This is a genomic window from Enterobacter sp. BIDMC93 (assembly GCF_001037805.1).
Taxonomy (GTDB): Bacteria; Pseudomonadota; Gammaproteobacteria; order Enterobacterales; family Enterobacteriaceae; genus Enterobacter; species Enterobacter hormaechei_C.
Genome location: NZ_KQ089962.1, coordinates 1994016 through 2010683 on the forward strand (window position 1 = coordinate 1994016; position 16668 = coordinate 2010683).

Below are 16668 nucleotides of genomic sequence, written 5' to 3' on the forward strand. Positions count from 1 at the left end.
TATTCTAGTATCGAATCTTTTCAGCACAAGGGTTGATTTTGACGTTAAATTGAGGTTGTGAAAGGGTAAAAAAGGCTAAGTCCTCGTGCCGTAAGGCCTGGAAGAGATGTCAATAATTAAGAAAAAAAATTCAAAATTTGATCGAGTGCTGATTTCTTCAACGGGAGGTCAGAATTGCGCAACATGATGTCGCGCAATCATTATAAGAATAACGGATGACGTTAGTCGTTTTTGGCGGTTGTGTGCAACATATAGTTAACATCCACACCTGGGGCAAGTTTGAATTTATCCGTCAGCGGATTGTAGTGCAGACCCGTCATGTGCTGCTCCTTAAGCCATGTCTGGTCAACCCAGCCCAGCAGTTCGGCAGGCTTGATGAACTTCTTCACGTCGTGCGTCCCTTTCGGCACCATGCGCAGCACGTATTCCGCGCCTACCACGGCCATCAGCCAGGCTTTGCCGTTGCGGTTGATGGTCGAGAAGAAGACCTGTCCACCCGGTTTCACCAGTTTTGCACAGGCGCTGACCACCGACTGCGGATCGGGAACGTGCTCCAGCATCTCCATGCAGGTCACCACGTCATACTGGTGCGCATGTTTTGCCGCGTGCTCTTCCACGGTTTCCTGGACATATTCTACCTGTACGCCGGACTCCAGCGCATGAAGACGCGCAACCTGTAGAGGTTCGAAGCCCATGTCCAGACCGGTGACCGTGGCTCCTTCACGCGCCATACTTTCCGCCAGGATGCCGCCGCCGCAGCCGACGTCGAGCACTTTCTTACCGAACAGACCGCCGGAACGCTCCGCGATATAGCCCAGACGCAGCGGGTTAATACGATGCAGAGGTTTGAACTCACCTTCGAGATCCCACCAGCGGGACGCCACCGCTTCAAATTTGGCAATCTCTTCGTGGTCAACGTTGTGAGCCACCGGGGATTTTTCGGCATTCATGGGCGCTTTTACTCCTTATTTAGCAAGACAAATGAGTATATCAGGCAATCCCTGTGAATAAAGCGTATAGGTTTACCTGTATCACCGCGGCTGTGTTATAATTTGCGACCTTTGAATCCGGGATACAGTAGAGGGATAGCGGTTAGATGAGCGACCTTGCGAGAGAAATTACACCGGTTAACATCGAGGAAGAGCTGAAAAGCTCCTATCTGGACTATGCGATGTCGGTCATTGTTGGCCGTGCGCTGCCGGACGTCCGCGATGGCCTGAAGCCGGTACACCGTCGCGTACTATACGCCATGAACGTATTGGGCAATGACTGGAATAAAGCCTACAAAAAATCTGCCCGTGTCGTTGGTGACGTAATCGGTAAATACCATCCTCATGGTGATTCCGCGGTGTACGACACCATTGTCCGTATGGCGCAGCCCTTCTCGCTGCGTTACATGCTGGTAGATGGTCAGGGTAACTTTGGTTCTATCGACGGCGACTCCGCCGCGGCAATGCGTTATACGGAAATCCGTCTGGCGAAGATTGCCCATGAGCTGATGGCTGACCTGGAAAAAGAGACGGTTGATTTCGTTGATAACTACGACGGCACGGAAAAAATTCCTGACGTTATGCCAACGAAGATCCCAAACCTGCTGGTGAACGGTTCGTCCGGTATCGCCGTCGGTATGGCAACCAACATTCCACCGCACAATATCACGGAAGTGATCAACGGCTGCCTGGCCTACATTGACGATGAAGACATCAGCATTGAAGGGCTGATGGAACACATCCCGGGCCCGGACTTCCCGACGGCGGCAATCATCAATGGCCGTCGCGGTATTGAAGAAGCGTACCGCACCGGTCGCGGCAAGATTTACATCCGTGCCCGCGCCGAAGTGGAAGCGGACGCTAAAACCGGCCGTGAAACCATTATTGTTCACGAGATCCCGTATCAGGTGAACAAAGCGCGACTGATTGAAAAAATCGCCGAGCTGGTAAAAGAAAAACGCGTTGAAGGCATCAGCGCGCTGCGTGACGAGTCTGATAAAGACGGTATGCGCATCGTGATTGAAATCAAGCGCGACGCGGTGGGTGAAGTTGTGTTGAACAACCTTTACTCCCAGACTCAGCTTCAGGTCTCCTTCGGTATCAACATGGTTGCGCTGCACCATGGCCAGCCGAAGATCATGAACCTGAAAGAGATCCTGAGCGCGTTCGTGCGTCACCGCCGTGAAGTGGTGACCCGTCGTACCATCTTCGAACTGCGCAAAGCGCGCGACCGTGCCCATATCCTTGAAGCACTGGCCGTTGCGCTGGCGAACATCGACCCGATCATCGAGCTGATCCGCCGTGCGCCGACGCCGGCAGAAGCGAAGGCGTCGCTGGTTGCGCGTCCATGGGATCTGGGCAACGTGGCGGCAATGCTGGAACGTGCCGGTGATGACGCTGCGCGTCCTGAGTGGCTGGAACCGGAATTCGGCGTGCGTGACGGTCAGTACTACCTGACTGAACAGCAGGCCCAGGCGATTCTGGATCTGCGTTTGCAGAAACTGACCGGCCTTGAGCATGAAAAACTGCTCGACGAGTACAAAGAGCTGCTGGAGCAGATTGCCGAGCTGCTGCATATCCTGGGTAGCGCAGAGCGCCTGATGGAAGTGATCCGTGAAGAGCTGGAGCTGGTTCGCGATCAGTTCGGCGACGAGCGTCGCACCGAAATCACAGCCAATAGCTCTGATATCAACATTGAAGATCTGATCAACCGCGAAGACGTGGTAGTGACGCTGTCTCACCAGGGCTACGTGAAGTATCAGCCGTTGACCGACTACGAAGCACAGCGTCGTGGCGGTAAAGGCAAATCTGCGGCACGTATTAAAGAAGAAGACTTCATTGACCGTCTGCTGGTGGCCAACACCCACGACACGATCCTCTGCTTCTCCAGCCGGGGCCGTCTGTACTGGATGAAAGTCTATCAGCTGCCGGAAGCGAGCCGTGGCGCGCGGGGTCGTCCTATCGTCAACCTGCTGCCGCTGGAAGCGAACGAACGTATCACCGCTATTCTGCCGGTACGCGAGTACGAAGAGGGCGTGAACGTCTTTATGGCGACCGCGAGCGGTACCGTGAAGAAAACCGCGCTGACCGAGTTCAGCCGTCCACGTTCTGCCGGGATCATCGCGGTGAACCTGAACGAAGGCGATGAGCTGATCGGCGTGGATCTGACCTCCGGTTCTGATGAAGTCATGCTGTTCTCTGCCGCCGGTAAAGTGGTGCGCTTTAAAGAGAACGCCGTGCGCGCAATGGGTCGTACGGCGACCGGCGTGCGTGGTATCAAGCTGGCGGGTGAAGACAGCGTGGTTTCCCTGATCGTTCCTCGTGGCGAAGGCGCAATCCTGACCGTCACCCAGAACGGTTACGGTAAACGTACGGCGGAAAGCGAATACCCGACCAAGTCTCGCGGCACGCAGGGCGTTATCTCCATCAAAGTGACCGAGCGCAACGGTTCCGTTGTTGGCGCGGTGCAGGTGGACGACGCGGACCAGATCATGATGATCACCGATGCCGGTACGCTGGTGCGTACCCGCGTGTCTGAGATCAGCGTGGTGGGTCGTAACACCCAGGGCGTAATCCTCATCCGCACTGCGGAAGATGAAAACGTCGTCGGTCTGCAACGCGTTGCTGAGCCGGTGGATGACGAAGAGCTCGACTCTATCGACGGCAGCGTTGCGGAAGGGGATGATGAAATCGCCCCGGAAGCGGACACCGATGATGAAGTAGCGGATGACGCTGACGAGTAACGTCTCCTGACGCATAAAGGGCCGGTTTCCGGCCCTTTTGTTTTGCGCAAGCAGACAAGTGAACGTTGCGACAAGCCGCGTTTACCGCTACCTTAACCACATTCTTTTTGACCCCGACGGCGGAGCCTCGCCCCTTTGAAATACCTCGTCTCCTTTCGTACCACGTTAAAAGTCTCTCGCTATCTGTTTCGGGCGCTTGCGCTACTGCTATGGTTGCTGGTGGCACTGCTCTCGGTGTTTTACATCGTTAACGCGTTACACCAGAAAGAAGCGGAGATCCGCCAGGAGTTTAACTTAAGCTCGGATCAGGCTCAGCGCTATATCCAGCGCACGTCTGACGTGATGAAAGAGCTTAAGTATATTGCTGAGAATCGACTCACGGCGGAGAACGGCATTCTTGCTATCCGCGGTCGGGATGAAAAAACCGAAGTACCTGATTTCGAACCGCTCTTCCCGGACTCCGATTGTTCCGCCATGAGCAAAGCCTGGCGTGGTTCACTGGAGTCCCTCTCATGGTTTATGCGCTACTGGCGCGATAATTTCTCGGCCGCCTACGATCTGAACCGTGTCTACCTGATTGGCAACGAAAATCTCTGCATGGCGGATTTCGGCCTGCGGGATATGCCCGTCGAACGCGAAGACGCGCTGAAAAGTCTGCATGAGCGTATAGTGAAATACCGCAATGCGCCTCAGGAAGAGCGCGGGAACAACATCTTCTGGATAAGCCAGGGGCCGCGCATGGGCGTCGGCTATTTCTATGCCCTGACTCCGGTTTACCTCGGAAACCGCCTGCAAGCGCTGCTGGGGATTGAACAAACCATCCGTATGGAAAACTTCTTCACGCCGGGCAGTCTGCCGATGGGCGTGACCATTCTGGATGAAAACGGCCATCCGCTCATCTCCCTTACCGGGCCTGAAAACCGCCTGAAGGTGGAACCCAGCTGGATGCAGGAGCGGTCATGGTTTGGCTATACCTCCGGGTTCCGCGAGCTGGTGCTGAAGAAAAGTTTACCGCCATCGTCGCTGAGCATTGTCTACTCGCTGCCGGTGGACAAGGTCCTGGAGCGCATTCGCATCCTGATCCTTAACGCCATTTTGCTGAACATCGCGGTAGGCGTCGCGCTGTTTATGCTGGCGAGAATGTATGAGCGGCGGATCTTTATTCCGGCGGAAGCGGATGCTCAGCGTCTGGAAGAGCATGAGCAGTTTAACCGTAAAATTGTCGCCTCGGCGCCGGTAGGGATCTGCATCCTGCGTACTCAGGACGGGACAAATATCCTCAGTAACGAGCTTGCCCATAACTACCTGAACATGCTCACGCATGAAGACCGCCAGCGGTTAACGCAGATCATCTGCGGTCAGCAGGTTAACTTTGTGGATGTGCTGACCAGCACCCACACCAACCTGCAAATCAGCTTCGTCCATTCTCGCTACCGCAATGAAAACGTGGCCATTTGCGTGCTGGTGGACGTCTCTGCGCGCGTGAAAATGGAAGAGTCATTGCAGGATATGGCGCAGGCGGCGGAGCAGGCCAGTCAGTCGAAATCGATGTTCCTCGCGACCGTCAGCCATGAGCTGCGAACGCCGCTGTACGGCATTATCGGTAACCTCGATCTGCTCCAGACCAAAGAGCTGCCGAAAGGCGTCGACCGGCTGGTGACGGCCATGAACAACTCGTCCAGCCTGCTGCTGAAAATCATCAGCGATATTCTCGATTTCTCTAAAATTGAATCCGAGCAGTTGAAAATAGAGCCGCGCGAGTTCTCCCCGCGCGAAGTGATGAACCATATCTGCGCTAACTACCTGCCGCTGGTGGTGCGTAAACAGCTTGGGCTGTACTGCTTTATCGAGCCGGATGTGCCGCTGACGCTGCATGGCGATCCGATGCGTCTGCAACAGGTCATCTCAAACCTGCTGAGCAACGCCATCAAATTCACCGATATCGGCTGTATTGTGCTGCACGTCTGCCGGGCAGGGGAGTACCTGACCATTCGCGTGCGCGACACGGGGGTTGGCATTCCGGCGAAAGAGGTCGTTCGCCTGTTCGATCCGTTCTTCCAGGTGGGAACCGGCGTCCAGCGTAATTTCCAGGGGACCGGGCTAGGTCTGGCGATTTGCGAGAAGCTTATCAGCATGATGGACGGGGATATCTCCGTCGATACTGAGCCAGGAATGGGCAGCCAGTTCACCATTCGTATTCCGCTCTATTCGGCGCACTATCCGGCGAAAACCACCGTCGACGGGCTGAGCGATAAGCACTGCTGGCTGGCGGTGCACAACGCCTCCTTACATGATTTCCTGACCTCGATGCTGACCAGCAGCGGTGTGCGGGTTTCACGCTACGAAGGCCAGACGCCGGACGCGGATGACATGCTGATCACCGACGTTGAGCCGGAGCAGGCGTGGGCGGGGCGCGGCGTAGTGATGTTCTGCCGCCGTCATATCGGTATTCCGCTTGAGCGTTCGCCTGGGGTATGGGTGCACAGCGTGGCGACACCGCACGAGCTGCTGGGCTTGCTGGCGCGTATTTACAGTGTGCAGCTTGAGGACAGCGACGGCGCCACCGTGCTGGCTTCCCCTGATGAGCTGGCGTCGGTGAACGACGATATGATGATTCTGGTCGTCGACGATCATCCGATTAACCGTCGTCTGCTCGCAGATCAGCTTGGCTCTCTGGGCTATCAGTGTAAAACGGCCAATGATGGCGTGGATGCCCTGAATGTCTTAAGTAAGAACCATATTGATATTGTGCTCAGCGATGTGAACATGCCTAACATGGACGGCTACCGTCTGACGCAGCGTATCCGACAGTTGGGGCTGACGCTGCCGGTGGTAGGGGTGACAGCCAACGCGCTGGCGGAGGAGAAGCAGCGCTGTCTGGAATCGGGAATGGACAGCTGCCTGTCGAAGCCGGTCACGCTGGATGTACTGAAGCAGACGCTGTCCGTGTATGCGGAGCGGGTACGAAAAGCGAGACAATAAAAAAGGCCCGAAAGGGCCTTTTTTATTTCTCCGGCGGCTGTAGGCCGGGTAAGCGCGAGCGCCACCCGGCGTAGACAGCGAAGATCAATCTTTGTCCGTTGCGCTCAGCGTCACGGAAGAGAGATAGTTCAGCAGGGCGATATCGTTATCCACACCCAGCTTCATCATTGCGGATTTTTTCTGGCTACTGATGGTTTTAATACTGCGGTTCAGCTTTTTGGCGATTTCAGTGACCAGGAAACCTTCAGCGAACAGACGCAGAACTTCACTCTCTTTAGGCGAGAGACGCTTGTCGCCATAACCACCCGCGCTGATTTTTTCAAGCAGGCGTGAGACGCTCTCAGGAGTGAATTTCTTCCCTTTCTGTAGCGCCGCCAGCGCTTTTGGCAGATCGGTAGGTGCGCCTTGTTTCAGCACAATCCCTTCAATATCGAGATCCAGAACGGCGCTCAGGATCGCCGGGTTATTGTTCATGGTCAGAACAATGATCGAAATGTCCGGGAAGTGGCGTTTAATGTATTTGATGAGCGTGATCCCATCACCGTACTTATCTCCAGGCATGGAGAGATCGGTAATGAGCACGTGCGCATCAAGTTTAGGCAGATTGTTAATGAGGGCTGTGGAATCTTCAAATTCACCGACTACATTCACCCACTCGATCTGTTCAAGTGATTTGCGAATACCGAACAGTACAATCGGATGGTCATCGGCAATAATTACGTTCATATTGTTCATGTATAAGGCTACCTTGCTACAGCAAGCTCTTGACGTAAGCGTCAATGTCGCTGATGTATTTTTCAATGCCAGAGGCATCTTTCTCACGAATTAGATGTTCCAGCGTTTCACATAACTGCTTGCCGGGAACCAGATTAAGCATGGCAAACACCCCTTTAAGCCGGTGTGCTGTCTGTGCCAGCGCTGCAAAATCCTGCGCAGCGGACTCAGTATACAACCGCTTAACATCATCTGGTACTGTATCAACGAAGAGCGAATAATATCCGCTGGCATGGAGTTCGGCATTTTCATCGCCGCCTAACGGTGACTCCAGGATCTCTTCCTGCGCCAGATTCTCTTCAATCAGTTGTAATACAGCTTCCTGCATTGCATTGCTCATATTAAAGTTGACGCGCAGCTGCCCAGGGCCGATTTTCCGCACGCCTGGCTCATCATCGCTTAAAAGCAAGCCTGAGGCAGTAAGATTAGACGGATTATCAGTTAAAAATAGATCAAATTCTTGACTCGCGAGCCTTTCGTCCGGGGTAATGCAGGACGCCCCCCAGTTTTCCAGCTGACGAACGACGATATTTCGGATCTCACTGGAGGTCACATCCACCATCACCACCACATCGTCCAGCAGACGCTCTTCATCCTCTTCCTGGGGATTCGCCGCCATTTTCACGTGTAAAGAGTAGCGGGTGCCGAGGGATTCGCGGGCCTTAATGTTCAGATGACCGCCCAGCTTACGCGCCAGCTGATCGCAGAGCCAGAAGGTGAGGGCATTCGCCTTACCGTAGTGGTCGCGCTGGGTATCGTTCAGGAACGGGAAGTGCAGGTTATCAATTTCGCTCACTGTGACGCCTTCGCCCGTATCCAGAATGCGGAACGTCAGACGATCGTCGGTGGACTCATCGGTGCTGACTTCAAGGGTGATCTTGCCGATCTGCGTCGTGGTGACGGCATACTGTATCAACATCATCAGGATGCGACGCAGGGCATCGCGATCGCCGTGACGTTCGTCGTTGGCCGGTAAATGGTTGTTGATCAGCAGCTGGAGTCCCTTGCGCTTGATCACCGGCAGGACTTCCGGCACCACCTCATCAATCAGGTCCTGAATGGAGAAGAGCGTAGGGGTGCCCTTCCAGATGTCATTTTCCAGCATGTTCGCAAGCTGGATTTCGTCCACCAGACGAACCAGGGAGTCGGCCTGGCTGCTGAGCTGTCGGCTTTCCGGCGTGCTCAGATCAGCAATCTGCGTGGCGAGTGACTTCAACGGTTGTTTAAAGGCATCGCCAATATTTTGCATAAACGCCGCGCGGCCATGTTGGTTTTTCTCGTACAGCCTTTGCGCCTGCTTGAGCTTTTTATTCACCAGCACTTCGCGATCCTGATCGCGAATGATGAAGATTTGCGTGCGCGAGGCGACCTGACTGCGGAACTGACGGATCTCATACAGTTCATTATTAACGGTGGCCTGAATAACGCCCTGGTGCTGGTCCGCCATGGCCGTAATATTTTGCAGGTTAAGATGCGGCAGAAGGTGATCGGCAATTTTATTGCTCATTACCGTGCGGTTAGCCTCCTGGTCGTGAACGAGCACCCCAAGCGGCAGCACGGAAATAATCTCTTCATTCAGGGCACGAAGAATGCGCAACTCGTTGCTGGTCCCGGCTGATACCGACGTCGAGTCGCTCTGGCGGCCCGACTGGAAACGGAAGGTGCTGTAGCCAAACAGCGCCAGCGCCAGCAGGCCAATATTCAGCAACAGCGGCAGCAGAATGTTTTGCAGAGTATCAAGCATCAGGGTGCCAAAAGGCACCTGCCACACCAGACGCATACCGGTTGAGTTGAGCGATGAGGCAATCTCAATCTTTGAGCCATTAAAGGAGATCGCTACGCTGTCCGCGCCTTCTTTATCCGACGGCGTGCGCATATTTTGGGTGCTGTTGTCTGGCTCCAGACGGAAACTGTCCAGCGGCATATCCGGTGGGATGAGATCGTTAATCGGCAGGTCGAAGGCAACCACGGTCGCCAGATGGCCCGGCTGGTTAAAGGTGGTTCGCAGCGTAAAGTAGTGGCCATTCTGCCAGGCAAGACGGCGTAATGACGAGAAACTTTCTCGCTCGTCCAGCGCGTTGGCCTGTTGCAGCATTTCTGCCCGACGGGAATCCACAATACTGCCAACGGTGGTCTCTTTAAAGCCGGACGAGAGATCCTTAAGCGGCAGGGTCGAGATCAGGATCATGCTGTTGTCCTGACCGTTCAGGTAATACATTGACCACGGTACGGTCTCGGCGCCCCACAGGGTGTCCAGATACGAGGAGATCCGCTGCGTCATCTCAAGCGTTGCGCTGTCGTGCGAGCCGAAAATCAGGGCTTCCGTCTTGCGCTGCGGTTTTTCAAGGTAATACACATCCTGCTTAAGGCGCGTTTCCTGCAACCCTTCGCCTGACGAGGTGGCAGGCGCGGCAGCGATATTGTCGTAGATTTGCCAGGTCGCATAGCGCCACGTATCAATGCGCTTGTGCACCGCATGGGTGATATCGACGATTTGATAGCTTTTATCTTTAAGCCAGGTATTAACGGCGCTCTGAACCATCACCCCCATTGTGACTAACAGCACAACGATCAACAGAAGAAAGAAACGGGTGATGCTGCCCGGTAGAAGGGAGAATTTGCTCGGGGCGGTAGTTTCAGTCTGACTCATCGATGTGTTTAACCCGTAATGGCCGCGCGGTAATGGGATAGGGCAGTATAAAGGGTAATAACTGAATTTCCAGCGTCGTTAACGGTATGACCTTGACTTTTTATCCGGGTAACCGGCTTCAACGTCCCCGGATGAAAGGTGTACAAAACCCCGTGAAATGTATAAATACGCGATCGCACAGGCAGGAAAATAGCACGAATAAACAAGAAATTAATTTCAATAGCATAAAAAAGAATTCAGCGAAAGCCGGATGCTGGATTTAGTTAATAGTCGTTATCATTTCTGAGGGGTAGCACATAAAATGTAGGCTGACGTAAAGAAAGGTAAAAAAAAACCGAATGCGAAGCATCCGGTTCAATTAGGGATAAACAGACATTCAGAACTGAATGACGGTAATAAATAAAGTTAATGATGATAGCGAGAGTTATTTTAGTGGTGTTGAAGGGAATTTTTTTGTCATTCAGTGCTGTACCGTTTTTTAAGCTAATCACTTGTATTAAATAGAATATATTTTTGTTTTGATTATCCGTGCTATATTTTTAAACTATTTATGCTCTGTAAAAGTTCCTTCAAATTTACAAATTGAAACATGTTGATGGTAAAGTGAAACATCTTCAAAGTTTTCGTATCATATTCCTGTTGGATTATTCTGCATTTTTGAGGAGAATGAACTTGCCGACTGGTTAAGAGGGTTGACCAGTAAGCAGTGGTAAATAATAAGGCATATAACAGAGGGTTAATAAAATGAAAGTTAAAGTACTGTCCCTCCTGGTACCAGCTCTGCTGGTGGCAGGCGCAGCAAATGCGGCTGAAATTTATAACAAAGACGGCAACAAATTAGATCTGTACGGTAAAGTGGATGGTCTGCACTATTTCTCTGATGACGACAGTGCAGACGGCGACCAGACCTACATGCGTCTGGGCTTCAAAGGCGAAACTCAGGTTAACGACCAGCTGACCGGTTACGGCCAGTGGGAATACCAGATCCAGGGTAACTCTGGTGAGAACGAAAACAACTCATGGACGCGTGTGGCGTTCGCAGGTCTGAAATTCGCGGATGCGGGTTCATTCGACTACGGTCGTAACTACGGCGTTGTTTACGATGTGACTTCCTGGACCGACGTTCTGCCGGAATTCGGCGGCGATACCTACGGTTCTGACAACTTCATGCAGCAGCGTGGTAACGGCTTCGCGACCTACCGTAACCAGGACTTCTTCGGTCTGGTTGATGGTCTGAACTTCGCGTTGCAGTACCAGGGTAAAAACGGCAGCCCAAGCGGCGAAGGCCAGACCAACAACGGTCGTGAGGCACTGCGTCAGAACGGTGATGGCTACGGTGGCTCTCTGACCTACGATCTGGGCGAAGGCTTCGCACTCGGTACGGCGGTCACCAGCTCTAAACGTACTGATGACCAGAACGCCATGGCCTACGGTAACGGCGATCGCGCAGAGACCTACACCGGTGGTCTGAAATACGACGCGAACAACATCTACCTGGCTGCACAGTATACTCAGACTTACAACGCGACCCGTGCGGGCGACCTGGGCTGGGCTAACAAAGCGCAAAACTTCGAAGTGGTTGCGCAGTATCAGTTCGACTTCGGTCTGCGTCCATCCGTGGCGTACCTGCAATCTAAAGGTAAGGACCTGGAAAACGGCTACGGCGACCAGGATCTGCTGAAATATGTTGATGTTGGCGCGACTTACTACTTCAACAAAAACATGTCCACCTACGTTGATTACAAAATCAACCTGGTTGATGAGAACGACTTCACTCGCGCAGCAGGTATCGGTACTGACGATATCGTCGCGCTGGGTCTGGTTTACCAGTTCTAATTGCTCATACAGCGACAAAGGGGCCATCAGGCCCCTTTTTTCATGCTTTTTTAGGGTCTTACAAATACGCTGTTTTAGTGTACTCTTGCCGCCCTGGCATGAGGATAATAACCAATGGATATGACTTTTTTACGCGCCAGCGTTCTGGCGACTTTTTTACTCCTGACCGCGTGTGACTCTTCCACACAGCCCGCAAAAATCGACGCACCCGCCGCGACGGTGCTGGAAGGGAAAACCATGGGGACCTTCTGGCGCGTCAGCGTGATGGATATTGATAAATCCCGCGGTGAAGAATTACGCGGTAAAATTCAGGCGCAGCTGGATGCCGACGATCAGCTACTCTCTACCTATAAAAATGACTCAGCGCTGATGCGTTTCAATCGCTCCAGCAGCACCTCGCTGTGGCCGGTGAGCGAAGCGATGGCCGATATCGTCACGGAATCCATGCGCGTGGGCTACAAAACCAATGGCGCAATGGATGTGACCGTGGGGCCGCTGGTGAACCTGTGGGGATTTGGCCCCAACAAGCAGCCGGTGACTACACCCGATCAAGCCGCCATCGACGACGCCCGCGCCCGTACAGGGTTACAGCATCTGGCGGTGATCTCCCAGTACGGTCAGCAATACCTGCAAAAAGATATTCCCGACCTGTTTGTCGATCTCTCCACGGTAGGCGAGGGGTATGCTGCGGATCATCTCGCGGCCCTGATGGCGCAGGAAGGCATTCCGCGTTATCTGGTTTCCGTCGGGGGCGCGCTCGTCAGCCGGGGCATGAACGCCAGCGGCAGGCCGTGGCGAGTGGCCATCCAAAAACCAACCGATCAGCAGAACGCGGTGCAGGCGATTGTCGACATCAACGGGCACGGTATAAGCACCTCCGGAAGCTACCGCAACTATTACGAGCTGGATGGCAAACGTATCTCGCACGTGATTGATCCGCAAACCGGACGCCCGATTACCCACAACCTGGTGTCCGTGACGGTGATAGCCCCAACCGCGCTGGAAGCGGATGCCTGGGATACCGGATTGATGGTGCTCGGCACGGAGAAGGCCAAAGAGGTGGTGCGTCAGGAAGGGCTGGCCGTCTATATGATCACCAAAGAGGCTGACGGATTTAAAACCTGGAGTTCGCCGCAGTTCAACAGCTTCCTGGTGAGCGAAAAAAATTAAAAAGCAAGGTTGCGGGTTTTTGTTCGGTGGCGTTCAGGCAAGCTGAGCGTATGCTTGTAAGAGGAGCCGATAATGAAAAACACAACCTATCTTACCGATGAGGATCGCTGGCAGGCCGTACTGGTCCGCGATCCGCGTGCGGATAACCAGTTTGTCTTTGCCGTGCAGACGACCGGCATTTATTGTCGTCCGTCCTGCCGCGCCCGCCACGCGCTGCGTAAAAATGTCTGCTTTTATCCTGATGCTCACCAGGCCGCGCAGGCGGGTTTCCGCCCCTGTAAGCGCTGTAGGCCGGACCAGGTCGACCCTATGGCGCAGAAAAAGGCCAACATTGCGCTGGCCTGTCGACTGCTTGAACAGGATGCCGCGCTGAACCTGGAGGCACTGGCGCAGCAGGTTGCCATGAGTCCGTTCCATTTCCACCGCTTGTTTAAATCCGTCACCGGCATGACGCCGAAAGCATGGCAGCAGGCCGCGCGTGAACAACGCCTGCGCACCCTGCTTGCACAGGGCGGTAAAATCACCGACGCCGTACTGGCCGCTGGCTTTCCGGACGGCAGCAGCTACTACCGTAAAGCCAACGGCGCGCTGGGCATGACGGCAAAACAGTACCGCAACGGAGAGGCTGCGGTCCGCTATGCCATCAGTGACTGCTCGCTGAGCCGCTGTCTGGTGGCGGAAAGCGAGCGCGGGATCTGCGCAATACTGCTGGGTGATGACGACGCCGGGCTGACGGCTGAGCTGCTGTCACTGTTTCCGCTTGCCGTCCGTGAACCGATGGAAGGCGCGTTTGCCGGGCGTGTTCGGCAGGTTATTGCCTCTGTCGACAGCCGCGCGACGCCGCTGACGCTGCCGCTGGATATCCGTGGTACCGCCTTCCAGCAGCAGGTCTGGCAGGCGCTGCGGGATATCCCCTGCGGTGAAACGGCAAGCTATCAGCAGGTGGCGAAGGCCATTGGTAAACCCAATGCCGTACGTGCCGTGGCGGGGGCCTGCGGTGCCAACAAACTGGCGATAGTCATCCCCTGTCACCGCGTGGTGCGTAACGACGGTGCGCTGTCGGGTTATCGCTGGGGAGCAGCGCGTAAGATGCTATTGTTGAAACGTGAGGCGAACAACCCGGAGGGATAATGCTCGATCTTTTTGCTGATGCTGAACCCTGGCACGAGCCGCTCGCGCCGGGGGCGACGATCCTGAGACGATTCGCGCTTTCCCGCGCGGCGGCGCTGTTCGACGGTATTGATGCCGTCAACGCCCGTTCGCCGTTTCGCCATATGGTTACGCCGGGCGGGTATACCATGTCCGTGGCGATGACCAACTGCGGCGAACTGGGATGGGCAACGAATGAGCGGGGCTATGTATATGCCGCGAACGATCCGCTGACGGATCAGCCGTGGCCGCCGATGCCGGAGGCGTTTCAGGCGCTGTGTCATGACGCCGCCGTGGCGGCCGGCTATCCTGATTTTCGACCCGATGCCTGTCTTATCAACCGCTATGCCGTTGGGGCAAAGCTCTCCTTGCATCAGGATAAGGACGAGCCGGACCTGCGCGCGCCGATCGTCTCGGTATCCCTTGGGCTGCCCGCTGTCTTTCAGTTTGGCGGCCTGCGGCGCAACGACCCGCTCAAACGGCTGATGCTGGAGCATGGTGATGTGGTGGTCTGGGGCGGTGAATCACGGCTTTTTTACCACGGTATTCAGCCGCTTAAACCTGGCGATCACCCGGTGGCGGGGGCATTTCGCTACAACCTCACGTTCCGTCAGGCGGCATACAGAGAATAAAAATAAGAATTATTCTTGATGTGTGTGAAAGGCAGTTTACACTGCTGGCTGATTTTTCTTGTCCGGATTGCTCTGCATGCAACTACTTCTTCTTGTCTGGCGGCAGTATCGCTGGCCTTTTATCGCGGTGATGGCGTTAAGCCTTGCCAGCGCGGCGCTGGGGATCGGCCTGATTGCCTTCATTAACGTGCGTTTGATCGAAATGGTCGACACGTCACTCTCCGTCCTGCCGGAATTTCTGGGTTTACTGCTGCTGCTGATGGCAGTCACGCTCGGGTCACAGCTGGCGCTGACCGCCCTCGGCCACCATTTCGTTTTCCGTCTGCGCAGTGAGTTCATCAAACGGATCCTTGATACTCAGGTGGAACGCATCGAGCAGCTGGGAAGTGCCTCTCTGCTGGCGGGGCTGACCAGCGATGTGCGCGCCATTACTATCGCCTTTGTGCGCCTGCCGGAGCTGGTGCAGGGGATCATCCTGACATTTGGCTCGGCAGCCTATCTCGCCTGGCTCTCCAGCAAAATGCTGGCGGTAACGGCGCTGTGGATTGTTATTACCATCTGGGGCGGGTTCCTGCTGGTATCACGCGTCTATAAGCACATGGCAGTGCTGCGCGAAACGGAAGACAAGCTCTATAACGATTATCAGACGGTGCTGGAAGGGCGCAAAGAGCTGACGCTGAACCGCGAGCGTGCCGAGCATATCTTCAACCATCTTTATATCCCGGATGCGCACGAATATCGTCATCACATTATCCGCGCCGATACGTTCCACCTGAGCGCCGTGAACTGGTCCAACATCATGATGCTGGGCGCGATTGGCCTGGTGTTCTGGATGGCGAACAGCCTGGGGTGGGCGGATACCAATGTGGCGGCAACCTACTCCCTGACGCTGCTGTTTTTACGCACGCCGCTGCTGTCGGCCGTTGGCGCACTGCCGACGCTGCTGAGCGCTCAGGTTGCCTTCAACAAGCTGAAGAAATTCGACCTTGCGCCGTTTAAGGCTGAGTTCCCGCGCCCGCAGGCCTTTCCGAACTGGCAAACGCTGGAGCTGCGTAACGTTACCTTCCGCTATCAGGATAACGCCTTCTCCGTAGGGCCGATAAACCTGACCATTCATCGCGGCGAACTGCTGTTCCTTATCGGCGGCAACGGCAGCGGCAAATCCACGCTGGCGATGCTGCTGACGGGCCTCTACCAGCCGCAGGCGGGTGAAATTTTGCTGGATGGTAAAGCCCTGAGCGCGGAGAAACCGGAGGACTACCGCAAGCTCTTCTCGGCGGTATTTACCGACGTCTGGCTGTTTGACCGGCTGCTGGGCCCGGATGGGCAGCAGGCGGATCCGGCGCTGGTGGAGAAGTGGCTTGCGCACCTGCAAATGTCGCACAAGCTGGAGCTACAGGATGGCAAAATCCTGAATCTCAAGCTGTCGAAAGGGCAGAAGAAGCGCGTGGCGCTGCTGCTGGCGCTGGCCGAAGAGCGCGACATCATCCTGCTGGATGAGTGGGCCGCCGATCAGGACCCGCACTTCCGTCGCGAGTTTTATCAGGTCCTGCTGCCGCTGATGCAGGCGATGGGAAAAACCATTTTTGCCATCAGCCATGACGATCACTACTTCATTCACGCCGATCGTCTGCTGGAGATGCGCGACGGCAAGCTGAGCGAGCTGACCGGCGATGAGCGCGATGCGGCCTCACGGGACGCGGTGGCGCGTACGGCCTGATTGCAATTGTGCCGGGTGGCGC

At 55.0% G+C, this 16668-nt stretch carries 10 protein-coding genes; 7 read left to right on the forward strand and 3 right to left on the reverse strand.

Features of this window, described 5'->3' with window-relative positions:
* Positions 1-221 precede the first annotated feature (221 nt).
* Positions 222-950: a bifunctional 2-polyprenyl-6-hydroxyphenol methylase/3-demethylubiquinol 3-O-methyltransferase UbiG gene (gene ubiG, locus SK58_RS09485; RefSeq protein WP_006811346.1), complete on the reverse strand. Its 729-nt coding sequence runs from the start codon at positions 948-950 to the stop codon at positions 222-224.
* A 146-nt stretch (positions 951-1096) separates the two neighbouring features.
* Here ubiG and gyrA point away from each other — a divergent pair, with 146 nt between their 5' ends.
* Both gyrA and rcsC read left to right on the forward strand, forming a co-directional pair.
* Entirely contained in the window at positions 1097-3733 is a 2637-nt protein-coding gene (gene gyrA, locus SK58_RS09490) for a DNA topoisomerase (ATP-hydrolyzing) subunit A (RefSeq protein WP_017693022.1), read from the forward strand.
* A 135-nt stretch (positions 3734-3868) separates the two neighbouring features.
* Positions 3869-6715 (forward strand): two-component system sensor histidine kinase RcsC, encoded by a 2847-nt coding sequence (gene rcsC / locus SK58_RS09495; protein ID WP_017693023.1) that lies wholly within the window; start codon positions 3869-3871, stop codon positions 6713-6715.
* 84 nt (positions 6716-6799) lie between these two features.
* Here rcsC and rcsB read toward each other — a convergent pair whose 3' ends face one another.
* Both rcsB and rcsD read right to left on the reverse strand, forming a co-directional pair.
* Positions 6800-7450: a response regulator transcription factor RcsB gene (rcsB, locus tag SK58_RS09500; protein ID WP_003859405.1), complete on the reverse strand. Its 651-nt coding sequence runs from the start codon at positions 7448-7450 to the stop codon at positions 6800-6802.
* A 16-nt stretch (positions 7451-7466) separates the two neighbouring features.
* Entirely contained in the window at positions 7467-10139 is a 2673-nt protein-coding gene (gene rcsD / locus SK58_RS09505) for a phosphotransferase RcsD (protein WP_017383411.1), read from the reverse strand.
* Positions 10140-10883: 744 nt separating this feature from the next.
* Between rcsD and SK58_RS09510 the strand changes: the two genes are divergently transcribed.
* The 5 genes from SK58_RS09510 to SK58_RS09530 all read left to right on the forward strand — a co-directional run bounded on the left by SK58_RS09510 (position 10884) and on the right by SK58_RS09530 (position 16646).
* Positions 10884-11975 (forward strand): porin OmpC, encoded by a 1092-nt coding sequence (locus SK58_RS09510; protein WP_017693024.1) that lies wholly within the window; start codon positions 10884-10886, stop codon positions 11973-11975.
* 114 nt (positions 11976-12089) lie between these two features.
* Positions 12090-13145 (forward strand): FAD:protein FMN transferase ApbE, encoded by a 1056-nt coding sequence (apbE, locus tag SK58_RS09515; protein ID WP_048219747.1) that lies wholly within the window; start codon positions 12090-12092, stop codon positions 13143-13145.
* 72 nt (positions 13146-13217) lie between these two features.
* Positions 13218-14276 carry a bifunctional DNA-binding transcriptional regulator/O6-methylguanine-DNA methyltransferase Ada gene (ada, locus tag SK58_RS09520; RefSeq protein WP_048219749.1) on the forward strand — a complete coding sequence of 353 codons (1059 nt, stop codon included), beginning with the start codon at positions 13218-13220 and terminating at the stop codon, positions 14274-14276.
* A complete protein-coding gene (gene alkB / locus SK58_RS09525; protein WP_032104978.1) occupies positions 14276-14926 on the forward strand; it encodes a DNA oxidative demethylase AlkB in 651 nt (216 codons plus the stop codon). Before ada ends, alkB begins: the two co-directional genes overlap by 1 nt.
* Before the next feature lie 76 nt (positions 14927-15002).
* The gene (locus tag SK58_RS09530) at positions 15003-16646 is read left to right on the forward strand and encodes a multidrug ABC transporter permease/ATP-binding protein (protein ID WP_017693026.1); all 1644 of its coding nucleotides are present in this window, start codon (positions 15003-15005) and stop codon (positions 16644-16646) included.
* Positions 16647-16668 lie beyond the last annotated feature (22 nt).

Bases quoted from the DNA above. Each gene is read 5' to 3' on its own strand.
- SK58_RS09510 (WP_017693024.1), top strand. From the start codon at position 10,884: ATGAAAGTTAAAGTACTGTCCCTCCTGGTACCAGCTCTGCTGGTGGCA.
- ada (WP_048219749.1), top strand. From the start codon at position 13,218: ATGAAAAACACAACCTATCTTACCGATGAGGATCGCTGGCAGGCCGTA.
- apbE (WP_048219747.1), top strand. From the start codon at position 12,090: ATGGATATGACTTTTTTACGCGCCAGCGTTCTGGCGACTTTTTTACTC.
- ubiG (WP_006811346.1), bottom strand. From the start codon at position 950: ATGAATGCCGAAAAATCCCCGGTGGCTCACAACGTTGACCACGAAGAG.
- SK58_RS09530 (WP_017693026.1), top strand. From the start codon at position 15,003: ATGCAACTACTTCTTCTTGTCTGGCGGCAGTATCGCTGGCCTTTTATC.
- alkB (WP_032104978.1), top strand. From the start codon at position 14,276: ATGCTCGATCTTTTTGCTGATGCTGAACCCTGGCACGAGCCGCTCGCG.
- gyrA (WP_017693022.1), top strand. From the start codon at position 1,097: ATGAGCGACCTTGCGAGAGAAATTACACCGGTTAACATCGAGGAAGAG.
- rcsB (WP_003859405.1), bottom strand. From the start codon at position 7,450: ATGAACAATATGAACGTAATTATTGCCGATGACCATCCGATTGTACTG.
- rcsD (WP_017383411.1), bottom strand. From the start codon at position 10,139: ATGAGTCAGACTGAAACTACCGCCCCGAGCAAATTCTCCCTTCTACCG.